Raw genomic sequence first — 23,714 nt, forward strand, 5'->3', positions numbered from 1 at the left:
CCTACTGTTGTTAGTGTAATTTGTCAATTTTGAATACGCGGTTATTTTTTCAATTCAATAATCTGATTAAGCGATTCATATTTACCAATTAGTTTTTTTTGACAGAGCGCGCTATTCTTATCACCAGTTTCGAAGGGCAAGATTTTTAACCTTTGTGAGTAACTTCACAAAAGCATAAAACTTTGTTCTTACAATAAACGTAAAATTGTAATCGCATGCACTATGCTTGCGACTAATTTAAACCAAATGGAGAATTAAACATGGCATTGATCAATACTGCTATTAAACCTTTCAAAGCAACTGCATTTAAAGACGGCGAGTTCGTAGATGTAAGCAGTGAAGACATCAAAGGTAAATGGGCAGTTTTCGTATTTTATCCAGCTGACTTCACATTCGTTTGCCCAACAGAGCTAGGTGATATCGCTGACAAGTACGAAGAGCTTCAGTCTCGTGGCGTTGAAGTATTCTCAGTATCAACTGACACTCACTTCACTCACAAAGCGTGGCACGATTCTTCAGACACAATCAACAAGATTAAGTTTGCAATGATTGGCGACCCAACCGGTGAAATCACTCGCAACTTTGATTGTATGCGTGAAACTATGGGCCTTGCTGATCGTGCAACGTTTGTTGTTGACCCAGAAGGTATCATTCAAGCGATGGAAATCACTGCTGAAGGTATCGGTCGTGACGCAGACGACCTAGTACGCAAGGTTAAAGCAGCGCAGTACGTTGCAAACAATCCAGGCGAAGTGTGCCCAGCTAAATGGAAAGAAGGTGAAGCAACACTTGCTCCTTCACTAGACCTAGTAGGCAAAATCTAAGTAACGTGCTTAAAGCCTAGTATGTCAGCACTATCTGGCAGTTAAGATACTAGGTTATCCGTTAGTAGGGAGTGGGCCTCCACTCCCTGTTGTTAAATTCCAATTTCCGCTTAAGAGTTGACCTTCTCAAAGGTTAGCGGGGATCGGCGTGTCGAAAATAAGGCAGATTAACCGTGTTAACTAAAGAAATTTTACAAGCATTGAAGTCGTATGCAGAATCAATGCAGAAAAACGTAACCTTTGTCGTGCAGACCGGTGAACATAGCAAGCGTGAAGAACTTGTTACGTTTCTGTCCGACATTGCTTCCGTAAGCGAGAAACTAAGCGTTGAAGAACGTGAAACCAACGGCGAATTACGTAGCTCTATCAGCTTTTTACTTGAGGCTGATGGCGAAGATACAGGGATACGCTTCTCGGGCATCCCTGGAGGCCATGAATTTAATTCTCTCGTACTTGCTATGCTTCACGCAGCGGGTACTGAACTTAAACTAGATGACAGCGTAAAATCAATGGTTAAGGCGGTCAGCGAACCCCTTAATTTCGAAGTGTTCATCAGCTTAAGCTGTCACAATTGTCCGGAAGTGGTTCAGGCGCTAAACCAGTTTGCGTTGATAAATCCAAACATTAAAACTGAGATGATTGATGGCGGCCTTTACCAAAACGTAATTCAAGAGCGTGACATTCAAGGTGTACCTAGCGTATATCTTAATGGCGAACTATTTGCGAACGGTAAAGTTGATGCTTCAGTACTTATCAATAAACTGATTGAGCGCGACCCTAGCCTTAAAGAGGCGAACAAGGGTGAAGTACTGCCGCTACAGGATGTAACCGTAATAGGTGGTGGTCCTGCTGGCGTAGCATCTGCCATATATAGCGCCCGTAAAGGTTTAAAGGTTGCTGTAGTTGCAGAGACTTTCGGTGGTCAGGTTAAAGATACTATGGGCATCGAAAACTTAATTTCAGTGCCTAAAACCACAGGCCCAGAGCTTGTTGGTAATTTGATGGAACACGTTCGTGATTATGACATTACGCTTAAAGAGCACGTTCGCGTAGACAGTATTGAGCAGGGTAATATTAAGACTATTACACTATCATCTGGGGAGCAGATCCGAACGCGTAGTATTATTGTTGCTACGGGAGCTCGTTGGAGAGAGCTGGGGGTACCTGGCGAAAAAGAGAATATCGGTAATGGCGTAGCTTACTGCCCGCACTGTGATGGTCCGTTTTTCAAAGGGAAAGACGTTGCCGTGATTGGTGGTGGTAACTCGGGTATTGAAGCTGCACTTGATTTAGCAGGTATTGTTAAATCGGTAACCGTGTTTGAGTTTATGCCAGAACTTAAAGCAGACCAAGTGCTTATCGACCAAGCCGAAAAACGAGATAATATTACCATTATCAAAAATGCGGCAACGCGACAGATTACAGCCGAAAATGGCAAAGTGAATGCCATTGAGTATCAAGACCGCTCAACCAACGAAGTGCACACACGTGAACTTGCAGGTGTGTTTGTTCAAATTGGACTGGTGCCAAACAGCCAGTTTATGAAAGGCACGGTAGACATGACGCAGTATGGCGAAATTATCGTGGATGCTAAATGCCATACATCTGAACCCGGCATATTCGCGGCTGGTGACGTTACAACAGTGCCTTATAAGCAAATTGTTATTTCAATGGGTGAGGGTGCTAAAGCTTCACTTGCAGCTTTTGAATACTTGTTGAGCCATGAAGTGGTCGAAACCGAAAGCGAAAGCGCAGCAGCATAACTTAAAGAAGCAGCACTTAGCACAAAAGAGAAGCCGAACTTACACAGTAAGTTCGGCTTTTTTATTACTCAAAATACCATTAGTCCAAATCATAATTGAAAATGTAAATGATATCTGTTCTCATTAGGCTTAAAGTTTGTTAACGTAGGCGTAAGTATTAAGCACTTGGTTTTAAGAATAATAAAAACAGTGCTCTCTCGCTAAAACTATAAGACAGACAACGCGCATGAACAGAACAGTTTTACATTTGCCTCTATCTACGCTCTTGAATTCACCGCTTTTTGCACAAGAACTCAGCGTTAATACTGATGATCTCGCAGACGAAATCACTATCGAAAACGTCGAAGTTGTCGCCAAACGAAGCCCGTTTAGCGCAACGAAGACCAATACGCCTATTGTGGAGCTTGCACGCACAATTTCCATCAAGACAGCGTTAGATTTAAAGCAAAAAAGAGCATTGAACCTGTTGCAGTCAGCGACTTACATGGAGGGGAAAATTCTTCCTTGGTTCTATAAAAAACTGAACGCGTCGCTTACCTATTCGTTTTAAGGAATACTCATGCTTTCAATAACAGCAGGTGGCTTATCACTTGCAGCCTTGGTGGCCGTATATAAAAGTTGGCGTGCTCAATTACCAAGCTATCTCTATGTGGGCATAGCTTTCTGGTTGGTTTCCACAGTGTGCTGGTCTTATGCACAAGGATGGGAGTTTGGTTTGTTGTACGCACTGTGTATTCCAGCGTTACTAGTGTGGTCATTCATTGCATTTAACCAAGTACAACTTCCTCAACCTAAAAACGTACCTCAGCCCCGAAGTTTAGATTTTTCCCGTGGTGCGGTTATAGCAAATGTTACCAATTACCTTGTTGTAATGGTCATTTTGCTGGTAATTAGCGTGCTAATTACCCTTGGGGTTTGTGCGTTACTTCCATTTACTATTGCTGGAAAGTTGGCAACTGGAACCATTCTTTTACCTGTCTTGTGGGGGCTTATTGTTTATCACTACCTCGCTTCTAGTCACAAATTCAAAGTTGTTGGTATATACGCCGTTTTAGCTGCGCTTTGTCTACCAATACTTGTTTTCTTGCCCATGTAGGTGGATATCGATGGATAAAGTTACAAAACAAAATGCATTAAACGCACACACTTGGGCTGGTGTTTTTTTAAGTGTACTCCTTTTTTTAGTATGCCTTTCAGGCACTATTGCGGTTTTTCATCTAGAGTTCGAGCGTTGGGAGCAACCTCATATTGAAGAGATGGAAAATGTCTCACCAGAGGCGGTTGAAAAAGCTATGGATAGCTTTTTAGCAAAACATACAGAAGAATCTCACCATCTCTTTGTTGTGTTTCCTACATCCGATATACCCCGGTTGGTCGTTGAAAATGACCACGTAGCGTATTTCGCTGATGGCGAAGGTAATTTGCTGGAAGAGGAAAGCGTGTCCTTTACTCAGATGCTGGTTGATCTTCATCTATATCTGAACCTGCCGCATAGTTGGGGAATGATTTTAGTTAGTGCCTTAGGTGCCATAATCTGTACTCTGGTGATCACAGGCATTATTGCACATAAACGAATTGCAAAAGATGCATTCAAATTGCGAAGAGGTGGCAACGGACAGCAGGCGCAAATCGATTTACACAATCGTTTTGGTTTATGGGCCGCGCCGTTTCATTTGATCATCGGCATTAGCGGTACTTACTTTGGTTTGGCCGGTATCATTTTAACGTTAGTTGCTGCGATAAATTACGGTGGCGACAGAGATGCAGTCGTCGACCAAATTTTCACACCAGATCCGGTGCTTTCGCCGCAAAGCGGTGAGCCAGCTATAGCCAAAGCGTTTGGCCAAATGAAAACTTTGGCACCAGAAAAGTCGCCCATTTTTCTAACCGTCCACGAAGTCGGTGAGCCAGAGCAATTTATTGAAATTTACGCGAAAGCGCCGAACAGAATGATTTACGCTGAAGGCTATCGCTTTGACACTGCCGGAAACTTTATCGGTGTTGCGGGCTACGAACACGGAGAGTGGGGGAAGCAGTTGTTATGGTCAATGTATCGACTCCACTTTGGCGACTTTGCTGGCCTGCTTAGTAAATGGCTTTACTTTATTTTAGGCGTAATGCTGACCATGCTTTGTGTCTCGGGTATGGAAATTTGGTTGTCCAAAAAAGCCCATCCGCCATTAGCGAGTCGTCTATGGTATAGCATTGTATGGGGTAGCGTTAGCGCGTTGGCGTTAACGGCGGTGGCAGATATGTTATTTGCTGGCTCATTGATTGCGGTATTTTGGGGTGTAATGTTACTGAATATTGCACTCACCGTTGGCATCAAATCACTCACAAAGCCGGTATGGCTATTTATATCAGGTTTAAGTGTTTTGGCGCTGCTTGTTGTCTACACATTGGTTCATGGGAACGCAACACTCACGGTTTCTTCACTGCAATTAAATCTCCCTATGACAATTTATGTACTGTGGAGTATTTGGCGTGCACTGACTTTGATAAAGCAAGAAAAAACGAGTCAGGCCACGAACAAAAGTGAAGCGAAACCTAACCTTTACGAGGCGAGTCACAGCTAAAGTGTAAACCTTTGACAAGGGGCCTTTATTGTTAGACCACCACGTGGTGCTTTCTAATAAAAATGTAAAGAGCATAACTAGAAACTTTAACTGTGTTGCACCACGGTCTCGGCGACTAGTTACGCTTTTTTCTTTTCCATGTCCCACCGTAGATATAGCCTGTCAGTGTTTTAGCTTTTTCTTGGCATGCTTTACAAACTATTTGCCAGCTCTCGCTATTATTGCTTCTAATTCTGTATTGTACATCAGCCTCAGCCCCGCAGTTGTCGCAGGGTTTCAAAGGCCTCAACCTTTCCTTTTTACCCAAATTGTTTAACCCTGAAACTAAAATATTTAAAAATTAGTACTTAGCGCTTTTTACTTTATCTGAGCCTAAATCAGCTTGGCTATTGCAACCGCAAGTGATGAGCCTGAACCTACCAGCTTCCCCCACAATGTCATAAACAACGTGGGCTGTTGGGTCATAAGTGACAGTGCCTCGTCTCTGTGATGTTGCTCGTCAATTTGACACTGTTTAAAGCGGTTTAAAACGTTAGAAGGAGGGTTTGGTAACATTGTCATATTGCTACATTGTTTCTCGTAGTGTTTGTCTACGAACTGCTCCACACAGTAAATGGTGTAGAAAAACCAATTGTGACCCAATAATCTCGGCAATAAACCGGTAAAAAAACCAGCGGCTACCCATGCTGGTAATAGAAAACTACCTCTAAAGAGCGGCATCTCGTGCTCGAAAATAGCGAGGTGACTTTTTTCTGTCCTAAGATGCTCATGAATAAACGGCTTTGTTTTGCTCGGTCTATTTCTGATAACAAAAAGGCTTAATAAAAACTCCGCACAGATTGCGCCGCGATATATCCATACTGCGCCGGTTTCTCCTGCATGGCTTGCACGCAACTCTTTGTCTATGTGCTTTGCGCAGGAGGTTTCCAATACTTTTGAATAAAATGGCATGGTGTACCCCAACAACGTTTTATTTTAAAACGCATAACAGCCATTTAAAGATGCCACTTTACGAAATTGTAATGCACGGATAGGTTATGGCGCTACATGCGAAACTCAACAACTTGATTAATAGTTCACTATTAAAAAACGAAAGCAGTAAGTTGTATGATTGCTTGTTACTTTGGCTTTAATGCAACTTAAATACTCATGAGATAAAACAAATGAAAGCAGTGTGGTGTGTCCTTTCACTATTCACCGTTTACTTGCTGCTATGGCCTGTGCCTATAGAGCCAGTTGCATGGCAAGCACCAGAAAATAAGGGCTTTGAGGGTAAATTCGCGCAAAACACACGGCTATCCGAGTTGACACTAGTCGACATGGGCAACGACTATGGGCCAGAAGATTTCGCGTTGAATCAAAATGGCACCTTAGCAACATCAAGCCACTCAGGCGCTATTCTTTTGAAGAAAAAAGGCGAACGCGCGTTTAACCCTTGGGTAAATACGAGCGGTCGTCCCTTAGGCATAGAATACGACAGTAAAGGAAATCTTCTTGTCGCTGACGCCCACCTTGGTTTACTTAAGATAAATTCAGCAGGCGAAGTCTCTGTGCTGGTTGACAACGTGAACGATAGCCCCGTTGTTTACGCAGACGATGTAGATATTGCCCGAAGCGGTAAAATATATTTTACCGACGCGACCACAAAATTTCCGGCTATGGATTACGGCGGTACCCTAAAGGCTAGCTTGCTTGAAATATTCGAACACAAAGGTAATGGCAGGTTAATTGAGTACAACCCCGATACTGGCAATAGCGCAATACTCATGGATAAGTTGGTGTTTGCGAACGGTGTTGCTGTTAGTCACGATGAGCAATCGATACTGGTTAACGAAACCGGGAAATACAGGGTACTGCGTTATTGGCTGGAGGGACCAAATAAAGGGCAAGTAGACGTGCTTATCGATAACTTGCCTGGCTTTCCAGATAACATCAGCCGTGCGGAAAGTGGCAGCTACTACATTGGCCTTGCGTCGCCGCGCTCAGCCCCCGTCGATATACTTTCTGATAAACCATTTATTCGAAAAATAGTACAGCGCCTTCCAGGCTTTATGCGTCCTCAAGGACAGCCTTATGGCCATCTCGTTAAAATAAGCGAAAACGGTGAGATAGAAGAAAGTTGGCAAGACCCAACGGGCGCTTTCCCCTTCGTAACAGGTGCGATCAAAACCAAGGAGGGGCTTTATATTAGCAGTCTTACGGCGCACAACGTGGGGCTTTTGCGGTAAAAACCGTATCAATGCAAGTCTATTTTGAAGCCATTTAAAAGGAGCGTTAGGGAAAGCTTGATAAATTGCTATATATAAAGGTGACTTAGCCAGTTGACCGAAGACCCTGGAAATATTCTTCCGCTAATGCTCGTTCATTTTACAATTAGAAATATTTTAAAATTTTGTTATATAGTTAGGTTTATAAGGATATGTCATTATCGGCTATGCTATTGTTTAAGTATTGAGCTGTTGGCCTTGTTTAGCCATTTAAAATAAGGGCTGTTAAACCAATGAAAGCGTATGTGTATTCTTCAGTTGCATTAGCGGTGACGATTTCTTTCCTAGCGGGATGCGGGGGAGGAGGTGGCTCGTCTAACACGTCCCCCGTAGGCACGACACCAACTACGCCTGTCACAAGTGAACCGGAGTGGGAAGCTGGCGTGTACGAGCCACAATCTCAATTTATCGCGAAATGTGAAAACCCCAGAAGCGGTATAGATCCTTTCACTGGAAGTGCTTATCCAGATACCCAAGGTACCGCAATGGATGAAAAGCTGTGGCTGCGTTCTTGGACCAACGATACCTACCTTTGGTACGATGAAGTCGATGATAACGATCCTGAAAATTTCTCCGTATTGGCGTACTTCGATCAACTTAAAACAAACGAATTAACGCCAAGCGGCACGGCAAAAGATAATTTTCATTTTTCACAAGACACGGCTGAATACAACGAGCTATCCCAATCAGGGATATCATCGGGCTTTGGATTTAGTTGGGAATTCGGTTCTACCACGGTGCCAAGAGAGCTAACCGTTCGATTCACCGAGCCAAACTCGCCTGCTGCATCAGCAAACGTACCTCGAGGCGCCAAGGTTGTGAGTATAAACGGCGTTGATTTTGTAAACGATAATACTCAACAAGGCGTGGATGCTATCAACGATGGATTATTTCCTGATGATGCTGGGACAACCACAAGCTTTGAGTTTGAACTGGTTGACGGCACCACGCTAGCCGCAGATATTACGTCTGATAATATCAGTATAACGCCAGTGCAAAATGTTAAAGTACTGGATACTGATAACGGTAAAGTAGGTTATTTTCAATTCAATAGCTTTATTGTTACTGCGCAAGAAGGGCTGGTTGATGCCTTCAATACGTTTGTTGCGCAGAATGTGACTGAACTCGTCATGGACTTACGTTACAACGGAGGCGGACGTTTGGCGTTAGCTTCACAGCTTTCTTATATGGTAGCGGGCCCAAGTCAAACCAATAACGCCACGTTTGAAACCTTGAGATTTAACGACAAGAACCCAACGACCAATCCGGTAACAGGGCAGACTATTAGTCCAACGCCATTCTACAGCACCGTTATCGATTATAACGAAGGCATACTTACTAATACACTGCTTCCAAGCCTATCACTGACGCGAGTTTACGTTATCTCAACGGACGCCACTTGCTCAGCCAGCGAAGCAGTAATGAATGCCCTTCGCGGTATAGACGTAGAGGTAGTGCAGATTGGTTCTACAACCTGTGGTAAGCCATACGGCTTTTATCCTACGGATAACTGCGGTGAGACCTATTTCACTATTCAGTTCCAAGGGGTAAATAATAAAGGGTTTGGCGACTATGCAGATGGCTTTATGCCAACCGCCACGCCTAATTTTGACTTTGAACTGCCTGGGTGTGAAGTTGAGGATGACTTTACCACAAGCTTAGGCAACCCAGAGGAAGGTATGTTAGCTGCAACGTTATCTTATGCTGTTACTGGCTCGTGCCCTGAAGTGGTGTCGGGTAGCGGAATAGCCGACATAAAAGCGTTGCGTAGTGACCAAAGTACATTGGCAGGTGAAACGCTTATTCCTATCGATACACCGGAAACGCGCAGGAATAACTTTGTTCTACAAAATAAGATTAATCAGCCAATTATTCAGGAACGAAAATAATGGGTTTGAATAATAGAGGAGCAGGGCAGCTAACGTCATTTGTTGCTCTGGTTCTGCTGTCAGCGTCTCTTTTGTCGGTAGCGAGTTGTGCTACTACCAAGGATATTAGGTTGCAAAAGGCACTGGCTACATCTATTAGCGATAGCGAAAAGCAAACCATTGAGGACACGATCAGCAATTGGTTTGGCGGTACTCGCATTACTATTGCAACTAATGCTTTTAATGAAACTTCAAGTGTTACGATTGAACGAAAAGCAAAACTAGATAGCAGGGGGCTACCCATTGAAGGAAGGCACGATAACCCTGTGTTTAGCTTTACATTGCTTAGCGATGGTGAACAGTGTCTGCTTCGAAATGATCAAACTGAAGCGTTAGCCGAGCTTGAAAACGTGAAGTGTTACGTCAATGAAAAAGCGTAATGCATAACTTATTGTGTGCCATAACACACAGGTTTATTGCAAAACGTTTAGTGCTAAAAAGCGAAAGGCAGTGAGAAGCAGTAAGTAGACAAAAAGAAAAACGCCCGATGTTTTAAAACATCGGGCGTTTTTTTTACTTTATCGTTTGTGCATGCTCGGCTGCTTTTGGGAGCGGCTACGGTTGTTATCACTGCCGTTTTTCGCCTTCGACGAATTGGTCCCATTTCGATGGCCGGCCTTGCCTCCGCTTCTTTTAGCGGAATTGCCATTGGATTGTTCTTGCGTGTTGTCTTGACCCTGTGTGTTCGCATTTGAATTTCGGCGACTTTTGTTCAAAGTGTTGCCGTCCCGGCCTTTACCTTTACCGTTTTTACCCTGAAAGGTAGGAGGAAGTCCAGTATGTTTGGTGAGCGCGCGTTCACCACGGCGGCCTTTTTGCGCTTTTTGGCGCTTTTCATCCGCCGTTTCTGGTGGAACAAGGTGTTGAGGGCCGCGGCCAATTAAATCTTCACGCCCCATACGCTTAAGCGCTTCACGAATTTGCGCAAAGTTCTTAGGGTCATGGTATCGCAACATCGCCTTGTGCAATCGACGGTGAATTTCGCCTTTAGCAGAAGGCACCTCTTCACTATCTTTATTAACTTTGCGAAGTGAATTTACCTCGGTATGGTACATGGTTGTAGCCGTCGCCATGGGTGACGGATAGAAGTTTTGTACCTGATCGAGTTTAAACTTGTTTTCTTTAAGCCAAATAGCAAGGCTTAACATATCTTCGTCTGTAGTGCCCGGATGCGATGCAATGAAGTAAGGGATGAGGTATTGCTTTTTGCCCGCCTCTTGCGAGTATTTATCAAACAATTCTTTAAAGCGGTAGTAGCTGCCCATGCCCGGCTTCATCATTTTTGAAAGCGGGCCGTCTTCAGTGTGCTCTGGCGCTATTTTCAAATAGCCGCCCACGTGGTGAAGAGCTAGTTCCTTCACATATTCTGGGTCTTCTACCGCTAAGTCATAACGCACGCCTGATGCAATCAAAATCTTTTTGATACCCGGCAATTCGCGAGCGCGACGGTATAAGTCGATAGTCGGCTTGTGATCGGTATCCATATGCGCGCAAATACTTGGGTACACGCAAGAGGGTCGGCGGCAGGTGGCCTCGGCTTTCGGGCTCTTACAACGTAGACGATACATATTCGCTGTTGGTCCGCCTAAATCTGAAATTACGCCAGTAAAGCCAGGTACGGTGTCGCGTATTTGCTCAATTTCACGAATAATAGAGTCTTCAGAGCGGCTTTGAATAATACGGCCTTCGTGTTCGGTAATGGAGCAGAAGGTACAGCCACCGTAGCACCCGCGCATAATGTTAATGCTGAAACGAATCATATCGTATGCAGGTATTTTGGCGTCGCCATATACAGGGTGGGGCACGCGCTGATAGGGCAAATCAAACACAGCGTCCATCTCTTCCGTTTCAAGCGGCATGGCAGGTGGATTAATCCAAATGTGTCTGTCGCCATGGCGCTGCATGAGCGCGCGAGCACAACCCGGGTTAGTTTCCTGATGCAAGATACGCGACGTATGGGCGTACAACACCTTGTTGTCTTTTACCGTTTCATACGCAGGCAGCTTAACGTACACGTTCTCCCAAGGCTTGCGCTTTTCTTTTTCTTTCTGCGCAGGCTGAATAACAATAGGAGAGGCTTCTGGGGCTTCGCTACTTTTGTTGTCTTTCTCCTGCGAGTCGCACTCAGGCTCCATCTGGTAGGGGCTTGAGATTGGGTCTATTTTGCCGGGTCTATCGAGTGATGTAGAGTCAACGCCTTGCCACTCAGGTAAGGCTTCTTTAACAATAATGGCGGTACCGCGAATGTCGCGCAAATCGGCAATGTTTTCACCTGCCGCTAAACGGTGGGTAACTTCAACCAGAGGTCGTTCTGCGTTACCGAAAAAGAGCATATCGGCTTTAGAATCGAATAACACAGAGCGGCGTACTTTTTCGCTCCAATAGTCGTAATGAGCAATGCGACGCAAGCTGGCTTCAATGCCGCCAACAATAACAGGTACGCCTTTAAACGCTTCACGGCAGCGCTGTGAATACACAGTGACCGCGCGATCAGGGCGCTTACCACCCACATTGCCTGGCGTGTAGGCATCGTCGTGACGAAGCTTTTTGTCTGACGTATAGCGGTTGATCATGGAATCCATATTGCCGGCTGTTACACCGAAATACAGGTTGGGCTTGCCCAGCTTCATAAAATCGTCTTTGCTGGTCCAGTCTGGCTGAGCAATAATGCCAACGCGAAACCCATGGGCTTCTAGTACACGACCGATAACCGCCATCCCGAAACTTGGGTGATCCACATACGCATCGCCCGTTACCAAAATAACGTCACAGCTGTCCCAGCCAAGCGCATCCATCTCCTCTTTTGACATGGGTAGAAACGGTGCTGTACCCAAACAGTGTGGCCAATATTTAGGGTAGGAAAATAGACCGCGATCGGCCTTAATGGTGGCTTGCATAGTAATCACATCTTGATAAATCAGGGAGTTGCTGAACTAAAAGTAGGCAGAAGCTCAGAATTAGTACGCAATTATAGCAGTCTTGGCCGCGCTAAGGTATAGCGCTGTCATTAAATAAAATAGCTTTGTATACTCACATTAACTGAAAGACTGTAATGACGATGTCTGTGCAAGATGTCCCAGATAAGTACACATTAGTGCACGTACACAAAATTAAGAGTAACAATATCACTATGGCGTATTGGCTATTTAAAACAGAACCCGATGCATTTTCTATCGACGACTTAGCAAGTCGACCTGATCAGACGGAACCGTGGGATGGGGTAAGAAATTACCAAGCCCGTAACTTTCTTAGAGACGGTGTAAAACGGGGTGATAAAGTATTTATTTATCATTCCAGTTGTAAAGAGGTAGGTATTGCAGGCGTTGCCGAAGTGGTAAAAGACGGCTATCCAGACATCACACAGTTTAACCCTGAATCAAAATATTACGACCCTAAGTCCAGCGAAGAAAACCCTCGTTGGTATCGCGTTGATGTGAAATTTGCAGAGAAGTTTTCCAGCGTACTTCCGCTTTCAGTGATTAAAAGTATGGAAGGTATTACTGAACTGCCTTTAGTAAAGAAAGGCGGAAGACTGTCGATTATGCCTGTAGAAGAGGCTGAGTGGCAGCAACTTTATGCTGCTGCCAAAGGCTAGATCAAATGCGCATGAGCGTGGCTGCCTTGTTATAAAAAATGCAAAAGCATTGAGGTAATTCCAATAAGTTAATCTCGCATGTTAACAACATGCAGTTCGCTTCGACAAAAAATCATTATTTGCCAAAGGCAAATTTTGTATCGGCATCGCGCAGCAAGAAAAGCGCAAAGCACGCGCCCCACATTGGCCATGCGGCAAAGAACAGTAAGTGATTAAAGGCGTCTAGATACTGCGGAAATGAAGAAAGGGTTGACCCACCGTGCAGAATAAAAATAAGTCCGTAGGTGTATTTTTTCGCAAGGCCCGCTAGAAAGGACAACACCAAGGCAAGCTGTAATGCGCCCATAATGTAAACAGCGACTTCAGGTACGCCGCCGATGCCATAGAATTTTTCGAAAATGGCCATGCCGTGTGCGGGGTTAACAAATTTATCCACGGTCCAAACAAACATAACAATAAAAATCGTGATGCGAAGAGAAAGTAACGACCACTGGAGTCGTTTTTGAATATCGGTGTTTTTTTGCATACATGCTTCAAAGGTATAATAGTGCAAGCATACTAGAACGACCGTTCAAACTAAAAATTTCAATTAATACTGTGTTTTTTAATATTTTTTTGAAAATTAAATGTGCTGAAATTTTTTGTGATGCGTATCGGTCTTGTCGAATAAGAAATATAAATACGGAACTGTTAATGAAAAAAGTAATCGGCCTTGCGCTTAGCACACTCGCACTTGCCATCAGTCAATCGCTCTATGCTCAAGACGTATCAGATATTGAGGTGGTTGAAGTCACGGGCAACCAGCAAACTTCAAACACGCTCAACCCCGGCGACAACACACTAAAAGGCATTTTTGGTAGTGGTTTAAGTGCAGCGGAGACCCCGCGTGCGGTAACTTCGCTGTCGGCAGAGGCCATCGAAGCACTTAATATTAACGATTTACACGACATAGTAAAAGCCGCGCCCAATGCATACGCCTCTAGCGGCTTTGGTACGCCGAGCTTGCCCAGTATACGGGGCCAACTCGGCGAGCTTTTTCAAGATGGCGTACGTCGACAAGCTGGCAATAACGGCTTTGGTTTGCCGTTGTCGTTTAACAGCGTTGAGCAAATAGACGTGGTAAAAGGGCCATCGCCAGTGCTATTTGGCAGTACCCAACGCAATGGTGGCTTTGTAAACCTTCAAACTAAGGTTGCGCCTACCACAGAAAGCAACGGTAAAGCTACCCTTCGCGCGGGGCGCTGGGATCAGTATTCAGCGCAAGTCGATTACGCTACAGCATTAGAAGAAGGTAAAAGTGGGGTTCGCTTTAGTGCAGAGTACTTAGATCACGGCAGTTTTTATGACTTTGCGGAGCGGGAAAGTACTAACTTATTTGTGGCCTATCGCTATAAGCCGAGCGATGCACTGACCTGGGATATCAGCGCTGAATATTACGATACAGATTACCCAGATAACGCAGGTATAAACCGCCCAACCCAAGACCTTATCGATAACGGCGTTTATATTACCGGTCAAGGCACTCAGCCAAATGGTAGTTCCGTGCCTGGTGCTGGTGCTATTATTTCTCCTACCGGTGAAGTTGTTATTCCTCGTAACCGTGTATTTACAAATCCTGATGACATCAACGGTGCTGAAACTACGGTTATTCGAAGTAACGTAGAATACAAATTGGCCGATAACGCTACCCTTCGCAACATTACGTATTATCAGTACTTAGAGCGCGAAGAAATTGCGCAAAACAGCTTTGTAGAGATCATTGATGGTGCTGACACGTTTGAAAACCGCACTGAGCTTGATTATACGTGGAGCGATAGTCAGACCACGACGGTTGGGCTAGCGCTTCGCTACAACGACGTATTGGGCTACAGTCAATTTACTACTGAGGCCGACAATCCGATTGATTTGACCGGGCCTATCTCCAATCGCGTTATTCCGCTTACCGACGCTCAAAAAGCGCGCTTAGTCGAGCTTCGACCAGGTGTATTCGTGTCACCGGGTGCGCAATATGATATCGATGGTGATGGGAGCGGCGATTTTAATCTGTCAGACACCACCGACTCTACCGCATGGCAAACAGGCTTAGCACTTCAACAGCGTTCTGCATGGACTGACAAGTTTTCTACTATTGCTGGCGTGCGTGTCGATTACTACGACGTTGACGCACGTGACCCATTAGCGCCTGTTGGTGTTGAAGCGGCTTCAGATTCGTACAGTGATACATTAACCAGCTATCAGTTAAGTGCAGTTTATAAGCTGACGGGAGATGTGAATATATATGCCGCGTTTTCAGAGAACGACGCGACATCCAACAGTATGGCGGGGGGCACGGTGTTAGGCGGTAATAACGAGATTAACCCGCTTAACTTTGCCACTGAAAATACTTTGTACGAAGTGGGCGTAAAATATGCGCCAAACAGTAGCTGGTACGCAGAGGCTGCTGTGTTCGACCAAACGCGAAGTCTACGCAACCGCGATGGCAGTAACAGCGGTGTCAAAACCCAAGGTTTCGAGCTACAGGTTTTCTATCAAGCTGATGACGTTTGGGTAAATGCGGCCTACAGTTACTTAGACGCACGATTTGATGACTCAGTCGCGTTCCAAGGTACAGCACAGGTTATTGACGCCTTTGACAACAGCCGCCCCGACATTATTGAAGGTACTGGAGTAGGTTCGCCTTCTTTTGCAGCTTTCCCTGCATCAGATAGCCGAATACAGGGTATTCCGCCGCAAATAGCGTCAATTAATGCGGGCTGGCAGATTACTGATGATTTCCAAGTGGGTGCAAGCGCACTGTACACCAAGTCATTCCCGTTAGACTTTTTACAAACTGTGCATATTCGCGACCAATACACGGTTGATGTCAATGCAGATTATCAAGTGACGGATAACCTTCGCCTGCGTTTAGATGTCATCAATGTCACCGATGAAGAAAATTGGCAACCGCTGTTTGAAGGTGGGTATTTCGGCGCAACGCTGGTGATGCCAAACGTACCTCGTCATGCCCAAGTTACCATGCAGTATGCGTTCTAAGCGCTAAGGATTTTTATGTTTAAGAAAATAGCGCTATTAGGGGTTATTGTTGCCGCCATATTCAGCTTTTTTTATTTTGATTTAAATAGCTACTTAACCCTTCAAGGCATTAAGGACTCTCTTGGTACGTTTCAAGCGCAGATAGCACAAAACCCGGTGTTAAGCATTGGTGTGTTCTTTGCCATTTATGTTGCAGTAACCGCTCTGTCATTACCGGGAGCGGCTATTTTAACCTTGGCAGCAGGGGCCTTGTTTGGCCTAGTTCAAGGCCTAGTTATCGTATCGTTTGCCTCAAGCGTAGGGGCAACGCTGGCGTTTTTGGTGTCGCGCTTTATCCTGCGCGATACCGTACGAAACAAATTTAAAGAAAAGCTTAAAAAGATTGATGAAGGCGTAGAAAAGCAAGGGGCGTTTTATTTGTTTACGCTTCGCCTAGTGCCAGTGTTTCCCTTTTTTTTAATAAACCTGTTAATGGGGCTAACCTCACTTAAAACATGGACATTCTATTGGGTGAGCCAGGTGGGCATGCTCGCAGGCACTGCTGTGTATGTAAACGCAGGTACCCAGCTTGCACAAATAGACAGTTTATCTGGCATTGTTTCACCAGGGCTTATCTTCTCATTTGTACTTTTAGGCATATTCCCTTGGATTGCGAAAGCTATCGTGGCGGTTGTCAATCGTCGTCGCGTTTATAAAGGATACAATAAACCGAAGACGTTCGATCGCAACCTAGTGGTGATTGGTGCGGGTGCGGGTGGTTTGGTTACCAGCTACATTGCTGCGGCGGTGAAAGCAAAAGTAACGCTAGTAGAAGCTGGCGAAATGGGGGGCGACTGCCTTAACTACGGCTGCGTACCCAGTAAAGCCATAATTAAAACGGCTAAAGTGGCCAACCAAATGCGCAATGCCGAGAGCTATGGTTTAGAGCCAGTAGTCCCTGCCATGTCGTTTAAAAAAGTGATGGCACGTGTGCATGACGTCATAGCGGCAATTGCGCCTAACGACAGCGTGGAGCGTTACACTAACTTGGGAGTTGATGTCGTAAAAGGCTATGCGAAGATCATCGACCCGTGGACATTGGAAATCAAAAAGACCGACGGCGGCATGCAAACGCTAACCACGAAGAACATTGTGGTTGCTACAGGCGCAGCGCCCCTTATACCTGACTTACCTGGTATCGAACAAAGCGGCTATGTCACCTCTGACACCTTGTGGACCAAATTTGCTGAGCTTGAAGACGCGCCAAAACGCTTAGTGGTACTAGGTGGAGGACCTATCGGTTGTGAACTAGCTCAAGCCTTTTCACGTCTTGGCAGCGAAGTGACACAAGTTGAACGGGCCCCGCGCTTAATGGGCCGCGAAGATGCAGACGTGGCTGAATACGCAGAATCTGTACTGCGTGAGAGTGGCGTTAACGTATTAACCTCTCATGATGCACTTAGCTTTGGGCAACAGAATGGCGAAAAAGTGCTTGTGGTAGCAAAAGAAGGTGTTGAATCTACCATTGCTTATGACGAAGTCATTGTGGCTGTCGGGCGAAAAGCACGTTTACATGGTTTTGGTCTTGAAGATTTAGGTATTCAATTTGATAGAACCATTGAAACCGATGAATACTTGCAAACCCTTATGCCGAATATTTTTGCCGCTGGCGATGTAGTAGGGCCTTATCAATTTACCCACGTTGCCGCACATCAGGCATGGTATGCGGCCGTTAATGCGCTTTTCGGCACGTTTAAGAAGTTTAAAGTGGATTATCGCGTTATTCCTTGGACGACGTTTATCGACCCAGAAGTGGCCAGGGTTGGTTTAAGTGAGCGAGATGCCGCAGAACAAGATATCGATGTAGAAGTAACGCGCTACGAATTTGCTGAGCTTGACCGCGCGGTTGCCGAAAGTGCGCGTAAAGGGTTTATAAAGGTGCTTACTCCGCCAGGTAAAGACAAGATACTGGGCGTGACTGTGGTCTCTGAACATGCAGGTGATTTAATTGCCGAATTTGTTATCGCAATGAAGCATGATCTAGGGCTTAACAAAATTCTTGGCACTATTCACGCTTACCCAACGTGGGCTGAAGGCGCAAAGTACGCTGCGGGCAATTGGAAGCGGGCCAATGCACCTGAAAAACTACTTCACTACGTAGAGAAATTCCATACGTGGCGCAGAGGATAGTAGAGGTGACAAAAGGACTAGCGATGACAAACGCACCTGCCTTTTTAAAAATAGTGGCTATTAAAAAATTAGGTCGATTAGCCGCAAGCAGCGTTATGCTGCTTGCGGCGAGCGCGAGCTTTTCAGTTCTGTCAGATGAAGCTGTACTTGAAGAAAACAACAATCTACACGAACCGTTTAGTGCGTTACTAAGCGAGCATGTGAAAACCATCGATAATGGTGCCAGTACGCAGGTTAATTACGACGGGTTTAAACAAAATAGGGCCCGTTTAACCCAGTATTTAAATAGCTTAGCTAAGGTAGAAAAAAGTACCTTTGACAGCTGGAGCAAGGCCGACCAACTGGCGTTTCTTATCAATGCCTACAATGCGTACACCATTGATCTTATTCTTACCCAATACCCAGACTTAGACTCTATTCGCGATTTAGGCGGCTTTTTCTCATCGCCATGGAAAAAAGAAGTTGCGCCACTGTTGGGTAAAACGCTGACGTTAGACGAAATAGAGCACGAATTTATTCGCGGTCAAAGTCAAAACACGAAAGGATACAATGAGCCACGCATTCACTTTGCCGTTAACTGCGCCAGCATTGGTTGCCCCGCGCTGCGTGAAGAAGCTTATGTTGGCGAAAAGCTGGACAGCCAGCTTGACGCACAAACCCAACGTTTTTTGGCTGATACGTCTCGCAACAGAATGGACGGCAATACCTTGAAGCTATCTAAAATTTTCGATTGGTACGGCGAGGATTTTGAAAATAATGCAGGGCGTGAAAGCGAAAGTTGGCAAGGTGCTAAAAACGTAAACACAGAAAATCTAAGCCAATTTTTATTGTTATATAAAGATGCACTGAATCTATCGGAGCCGCAGGTTTTAACCCTTGAGCAGGAAAAAGCAGAAATTGAATTCTTAGATTATGACTGGGCGCTTAATGATACCCAGTAGCGCTTTGGTCAACTTTAAACGTTCCGATAAAAACGGTTGTAGCCCGTATTCATTCTTTTATATAGGGCTGCCCTATTCAAGGGAAATAGCACAACATGATAAACCTAGGTTTTATCGGTTTTTCCAGAAGGTTTTTTGTCACTACGGTCTTAGCGCGCTTCCTCATTTTCAAACGCTGCTAAAGGTGTTGTTAATTACCAGCATGTCGTTTAGCGCGTCTTCTATTGCTAAGAGCGATGCCGACTATGAATCACCTCAACGCATCGCGGATCAAAACGTTGAATTAAACTCCTCCTCCAAAAAGCCTCAAGTGCGTTTTCATGCATGGGGTGGAAGTGCACAAGTAAATGGTTATTTGCAATGGATTGCCGAGCAAGTTAATCAGCGTTTTAATATTGAAATGCAGCACGTTAAGTTAGCTGATACCAGCGACGCCGTGTCCCGTGTATTGGCAGAAAAAGCGGCTGGTAATCACGACAACGGTAGTGTGGATCTGATATGGATAAATGGCGAAAACTTTGCCGCAATGAAAAAACACGGCTTGCTTGCCCGAAGTTGGGTTGACGAATTGAATAATTTTGCGCTAACCAACCCTAAAAAGAACCCAGCTATGGTAACCGACTTTGGTGAAGCCACACTTGGTATGGAAGCGCCATGGGGTAAAGCGTCAATGGTGTTTTACTATCGCAGCGCGCACATGAAGGCGTTAAATGTTACGCCTCCGCAAACCATTGGTGAATTACTCCGGTTTGCACAAAAAGCGCCAGGGCGATTCACTTACCCTGTGCCCAACGATTATTTAGGCATTAGCTTTATTAAATACGCAGCCATTGCTCTTAACGGCGACAAACAACCTCTCTTCTATCAACCCGTCACTGAACAATCATTGCAGGCTGTATTGCCCGCGCTTTGGACTTATTTGGACAAAATACACCCAAATATGTGGCGGCAAGGGGAATATATGCTTCGTCAAGCGTCGCAGCTGCAGCGCCTGGTTGGCACTGGAGAGTTAACGCTTGCGTTTTCATTTACTGCCGCTGAAATTCCATCGGCCGTTAACCGTTTTGATTTGTCTGACGATGTGCGCACCTATGCCATGCAAGACGGCAGCCTTGCCAACGTACATTTTGTGGGGTTGACCTATAACTCGAATAACAAAGCAGCAGCAAAAACGGTGGTGAATTTTTTGCTTTCGCCAGAAGCACAAGCCGAAAAGCAAAAGTTGGCGGTGTGGGGCGACGATACGGTGCTGGATATGGCAGCCCTTTCAAAAGCACAAGCTATGCTTTTTAAAAATGATACCGTGCACAAATCTGCCCTCGACAAATCACAGTCAACGGTACTGTTAGCTGAACCACACGCTAGCTGGACCGACGCGCTGCGTGAAGCCTGGTTTGAACGCTATGGAGCACGCTACTAATGTTTACTCACGTTACACTTGTTGCGCGCTGGTGTTTACTGTTAGTACTGTGCGTGCCTGTATTGGCAGGGCTGGTAGGGGTGTTATTTCCTGCGTTGGGTTATTTTCCGGCTATCGGCGCTAATGCTTTCTCCACCGACGTATTTGCTACGTTATTCGCACTCCCTGATGTTTGGAAAATGATGGCGTTATCGCTTTTTACAGGCTTGGGCTCAACGCTTTTAGCCGTGCTAGCCGCGTTCTGCATTCTAGCTGCGTTTTATCAATCTTCCCTGCTTGGAAAAATTCAGGGTGTGCTTAGCCCGTTTCTCGTATTTCCCCATGCAGCCGCCGCCATTGCTTTATTATTTGTTCTAAGTCCATCTGGTATATTTACTGCAATTGGCACGCGCTTGAGTGGGTATTTTAGTTATGCTTTCACAAATCTCTTTGTCAGCGAGACACCGCTGATTAATGAAACAGCACTGCCGGCGTCTACTGGAGCAGCGATACTCTATGACAGTATTGGGTTTGGTGTGCTTCTCGCGCTCAGCTTGAAAGAGCTGCCGTTTATTATTTTAATGACGCTGAGCGTCATGTCTCAGCCGCTGGTGAAAAAGAAACTGAAAGGTTATGTAAACGTGGGTGCGGCGTTAGGTTACTCGCCCATAGCGAGCTTTTTCAAGCTGGTGCTGCCGACGATTTACTCGCAAATCAAATTGCCCATATTAGCGGTATTAGTCTTCGCTACCTCAAATGTTGAAATTCCGCTCATTTTAGGGCCGAACAGCCCAAGCACCTTGGCTGTCGCCATTATGCATTGGTTCAATCACATTGATTTGTCTATGCGACTGCTGGCAAGCAGCGCTGCGGTAGTGCAAGTGGCGGTATCAGCGGTGGCTGTGCTGTTATTTTTGAGCATTGAACGCATCGTTAATTACATGGGTAAGCGCAGCCTTTCAAAAGGTAATCGCTATTTTGCCGATAAAGCCTTCCGACTATGTGGCTTTGCCGTCATAGCGCTTTACATCATCTTAATCTGCGCGGTGATTTACACGATGGTTGCGTACTCCGTTGCGAAGCAGTGGAACTTTCCTTTATTAGTGCCGGACGGCGCTACATTATTGCATTGGAAAACGGCAATAAGCGCACTGGCATCACCGCTTATTAATACCTTACTTCTTGGTCTGCTGGTTAGCACAACCGCGTTGGTGCTGGTTATATTTACCCTTGAAAGCGAGCAGTTAAAGCCAGCGCATGCTTATGCTTCGAATATATTTTCCCTATCTCTTTTCTTGCCCTTATTAGTACCTGGCGTTGCGTTTTTATATGGCTTGGTGTGGTTCCAGCAGCTTGTCTTTCAAAATGCCGTATGGTTTCACACCTATATAGCGCACATGGTTTATGTGGTCCCTTACGTGTTTTTATCGATGGCAGTGGCGTATAGGAAGTTCGACAATCGATACGCCATGGTAGCGCAGAGCTTGGGCAAAACACCGTGGCAGGTATTTTACCATGTTAAGCTGCCATCGTTGTTTAACGCTATTATGGTGGCGTGGGCGTTAGGTCTAGCGATTAGCTTTAGCCAATATTTACCTACTTTACTGGCGTCAGGCGGTACGCTCCCTACCATCACCACAGAAGCGGTTGCCTCGGTAGCGGGTAGCAGCACGCGTCTCACCGCGGTATATGTGATCATGCAAGCAATATTGCCGCTTATTGGCTTTATGATTGCCTGGTACATACCTGTATTTGCTATGAGAAAGCGAGGCGGACAAACTCCCATGTCAGATAGTCTCAGTAATGTTTCAGCAGATCCAGTGCGGAAAAAGCCCAAGGCTAGTATTAAGACGAGAACAAAAAGGGTTTAATTCACAGTGCTTAGTTTAGAAAATATTGTTATTTATCACGATGAAAGGCCGCTGCTGCAGTTAAGCGCTGAGGTCGCAGGGGGGGAGGTGCTAACCGTTATGGGGCCAAGTGGGGCAGGTAAGTCTACGTTACTTCAAGCCATCGCTGGTCAGCTTAAGGCGCCTTTTAGCATAGCGGGACAAATTAAAATAAACGGTGTGGTGATTAATAATATAGATGCGCACCTTCGCAAAGTAGGCATTATGTTTCAAGATGCGCTGCTATTTGAACACATGACTGTGGGCGAAAACATCGCGTTCGCCATGCCTGCCGACAGGCATAAGAACAAACAAGTGAAACGTGACGCAATTAACGAATTATTAGCGGCGGTCGACCTTGATGGAATAGCTGACCGAGCGGTAAACACGCTCTCTGGTGGGCAGCAGGCAAGAGTAAGCTTGATCAGAACACTGGCATCTCAGCCAGAAGCGGTGTTGCTTGACGAGCCGTTTAGTCAATTAGATGTGGCGCTTCGCGGCCAAATTCGCAGCTGGACGTTTTCTCAGTTAAAAGCACGCAAAATTCCAGCTGTAGTGGTCACTCACGATAAAGATGATGCGCTAGCCGCAGGCGGCAACATCATAGAACTACTGTAGCGGTAATATAGAAGAGAGCGAAGCGATATATTATGTTAGATGCCAAAGTTACCCCACTTATAAAGCCTCTTTTAAAGCCGTTGATAAAAGTGCTAGACAGCAAGAGCGTTACACCAAATCAGGTTACGCTCGTCGGGTTCGTCATCGGTATTCTCGCGCTTCCCTTTATTATTCTTAACTGGTGGAATATGGCGCTAGGCTGCATCATAGTGAATCGCGTATTCGACGGTATTGACGGCGAGTTAGCGCGGTATCAGCATAGTAGTAGCAGTGCTGGTGGTTTTTTGGATATTTGCTTGGACTTTTTGTTCTACGCGTCTATTCCGTTAGCCTTTGGAATTGCTAACCCAGCAGAGTGGGGCATACCTGCCATGGTGTTATTAGCCACCTTTATTGGCACTGGCAGCAGTTTTTTGGCATTTGCTATTGCAGCAGAGAAGTTTAATATAGACAGGCCTCAGTTTGCTAATAAAAGCTTCTACTATATGCAGGGGTTAACTGAGGGTACGGAAACCATTTTAGTGTTTTTGGCCTTCTGCATCTGGCCGCAGTATTTTGCAACGCTTGCTTATCTGTTCGCTGCCGCCTGTGCCGTCACCGTGGTTACTCGCATAGCGGGGGGCTTTTCTACATTAGATAAGGTCGAACGCTTCGATAATAAGGCGCGGCGCACAGCGCCTTCCACAGAACATGAATTGTGATGAAAGCTCGC

19 protein-coding genes are annotated in these 23,714 nt (G+C 45.5%); 16 read left to right on the forward strand and 3 right to left on the reverse strand.

From position 1 onward, the window contains the following. Positions 1–266: 266 nt before the first annotated feature. The 5 genes from ahpC (at position 267) to JC525_RS14950 (ending at position 5,163) form a co-directional block, all read left to right on the forward strand. Positions 267–824, forward strand: coding sequence for an alkyl hydroperoxide reductase subunit C (ahpC, locus tag JC525_RS14930; RefSeq protein WP_442859559.1), 558 nt, complete (start codon positions 267–269; stop codon positions 822–824). 173 nt (positions 825–997) lie between these two features. Beyond that, a complete protein-coding gene (gene ahpF / locus JC525_RS14935; RefSeq protein ID WP_198816532.1) occupies positions 998–2,587 on the forward strand; it encodes an alkyl hydroperoxide reductase subunit F in 1,590 nt (529 codons plus the stop codon). Positions 2,588–2,813: 226 nt separating this feature from the next. Beyond that, the gene (locus JC525_RS14940; protein ID WP_198816533.1) at positions 2,814–3,137 is read left to right on the forward strand and encodes a hypothetical protein; all 324 of its coding nucleotides are present in this window, start codon (positions 2,814–2,816) and stop codon (positions 3,135–3,137) included. Positions 3,138–3,146: 9 nt separating this feature from the next. Then, on the forward strand, positions 3,147–3,683 hold the full coding sequence (locus JC525_RS14945) for a hypothetical protein (protein WP_198816534.1): 537 nt from the start codon (positions 3,147–3,149) through the stop codon (positions 3,681–3,683). 10 nt (positions 3,684–3,693) lie between these two features. Further along, positions 3,694–5,163 carry a PepSY-associated TM helix domain-containing protein gene (locus JC525_RS14950; protein WP_198816535.1) on the forward strand — a complete coding sequence of 490 codons (1,470 nt, stop codon included), beginning with the start codon at positions 3,694–3,696 and terminating at the stop codon, positions 5,161–5,163. Between the two features lie 372 nt (positions 5,164–5,535). Here JC525_RS14950 and JC525_RS14955 read toward each other — a convergent pair whose 3' ends face one another. Continuing rightward, complete coding sequence (locus tag JC525_RS14955) at positions 5,536–6,114, reverse strand: demethoxyubiquinone hydroxylase family protein (RefSeq protein WP_198816536.1); 579 nt, start codon at positions 6,112–6,114, stop codon at positions 5,536–5,538. Positions 6,115–6,326: 212 nt separating this feature from the next. On the opposite strand from JC525_RS14955, the gene JC525_RS14960 reads away from it, so the two are divergent. The 3 genes from JC525_RS14960 to JC525_RS14970 all read left to right on the forward strand — a co-directional run bounded on the left by JC525_RS14960 (position 6,327) and on the right by JC525_RS14970 (position 9,738). Then, entirely contained in the window at positions 6,327–7,391 is a 1,065-nt protein-coding gene (locus JC525_RS14960) for an SMP-30/gluconolactonase/LRE family protein (RefSeq protein ID WP_198816537.1), read from the forward strand. A gap of 272 nt (positions 7,392–7,663) precedes the next feature. Further along, on the forward strand, positions 7,664–9,319 hold the full coding sequence (locus tag JC525_RS14965; protein ID WP_198816538.1) for a S41 family peptidase: 1,656 nt from the start codon (positions 7,664–7,666) through the stop codon (positions 9,317–9,319). After that, entirely contained in the window at positions 9,319–9,738 is a 420-nt protein-coding gene (locus tag JC525_RS14970; protein WP_198816539.1) for a hypothetical protein, read from the forward strand. Before JC525_RS14965 ends, JC525_RS14970 begins: the two co-directional genes overlap by 1 nt. Before the next feature lie 138 nt (positions 9,739–9,876). Here the strand turns inward: JC525_RS14970 and JC525_RS14975 are convergent, their stop codons facing one another. Next, positions 9,877–12,255, reverse strand: coding sequence for a YgiQ family radical SAM protein (locus JC525_RS14975; RefSeq protein WP_198816540.1), 2,379 nt, complete (start codon positions 12,253–12,255; stop codon positions 9,877–9,879). Positions 12,256–12,488: 233 nt separating this feature from the next. On the opposite strand from JC525_RS14975, the gene JC525_RS14980 reads away from it, so the two are divergent. Beyond that, the gene (locus tag JC525_RS14980) at positions 12,489–12,953 is read left to right on the forward strand and encodes an EVE domain-containing protein (RefSeq protein WP_198816565.1); all 465 of its coding nucleotides are present in this window, start codon (positions 12,489–12,491) and stop codon (positions 12,951–12,953) included. Positions 12,954–13,068: 115 nt separating this feature from the next. Here JC525_RS14980 and JC525_RS14985 read toward each other — a convergent pair whose 3' ends face one another. Then, the gene (locus JC525_RS14985; protein WP_198816541.1) at positions 13,069–13,479 is read right to left on the reverse strand and encodes a hypothetical protein; all 411 of its coding nucleotides are present in this window, start codon (positions 13,477–13,479) and stop codon (positions 13,069–13,071) included. A gap of 167 nt (positions 13,480–13,646) precedes the next feature. Here JC525_RS14985 and JC525_RS14990 point away from each other — a divergent pair, with 167 nt between their 5' ends. The 7 genes from JC525_RS14990 (at position 13,647) to JC525_RS15020 (ending at position 23,703) form a co-directional block, all read left to right on the forward strand. Continuing rightward, positions 13,647–15,986 (forward strand): TonB-dependent receptor, encoded by a 2,340-nt coding sequence (locus JC525_RS14990; RefSeq protein WP_198816542.1) that lies wholly within the window; start codon positions 13,647–13,649, stop codon positions 15,984–15,986. Positions 15,987–16,001: 15 nt separating this feature from the next. Then, complete coding sequence (locus JC525_RS14995; RefSeq protein ID WP_198816543.1) at positions 16,002–18,155, forward strand: FAD-dependent oxidoreductase; 2,154 nt, start codon at positions 16,002–16,004, stop codon at positions 18,153–18,155. Between the two features lie 23 nt (positions 18,156–18,178). Further along, the gene (locus tag JC525_RS15000; protein ID WP_198816544.1) at positions 18,179–19,096 is read left to right on the forward strand and encodes a DUF547 domain-containing protein; all 918 of its coding nucleotides are present in this window, start codon (positions 18,179–18,181) and stop codon (positions 19,094–19,096) included. Positions 19,097–19,280: 184 nt separating this feature from the next. Beyond that, positions 19,281–20,516: an ABC transporter substrate-binding protein gene (locus JC525_RS15005; protein ID WP_332874121.1), complete on the forward strand. Its 1,236-nt coding sequence runs from the start codon at positions 19,281–19,283 to the stop codon at positions 20,514–20,516. Next, positions 20,516–22,366, forward strand: coding sequence for an ABC transporter permease (locus JC525_RS15010; RefSeq protein WP_198816545.1), 1,851 nt, complete (start codon positions 20,516–20,518; stop codon positions 22,364–22,366). Before JC525_RS15005 ends, JC525_RS15010 begins: the two co-directional genes overlap by 1 nt. A 6-nt stretch (positions 22,367–22,372) precedes the next feature. Continuing rightward, entirely contained in the window at positions 22,373–23,002 is a 630-nt protein-coding gene (locus JC525_RS15015) for an ATP-binding cassette domain-containing protein (protein WP_198816546.1), read from the forward strand. Between the two features lie 32 nt (positions 23,003–23,034). Beyond that, positions 23,035–23,703 (forward strand): CDP-alcohol phosphatidyltransferase family protein, encoded by a 669-nt coding sequence (locus JC525_RS15020; protein ID WP_198816547.1) that lies wholly within the window; start codon positions 23,035–23,037, stop codon positions 23,701–23,703. Positions 23,704–23,714 lie beyond the last annotated feature (11 nt).

This window comes from Alteromonas sp. IB21 (assembly GCF_016405965.1).
In the GTDB taxonomy this organism is placed as follows: Bacteria; Pseudomonadota; Gammaproteobacteria; order Enterobacterales; family Alteromonadaceae; genus Alteromonas.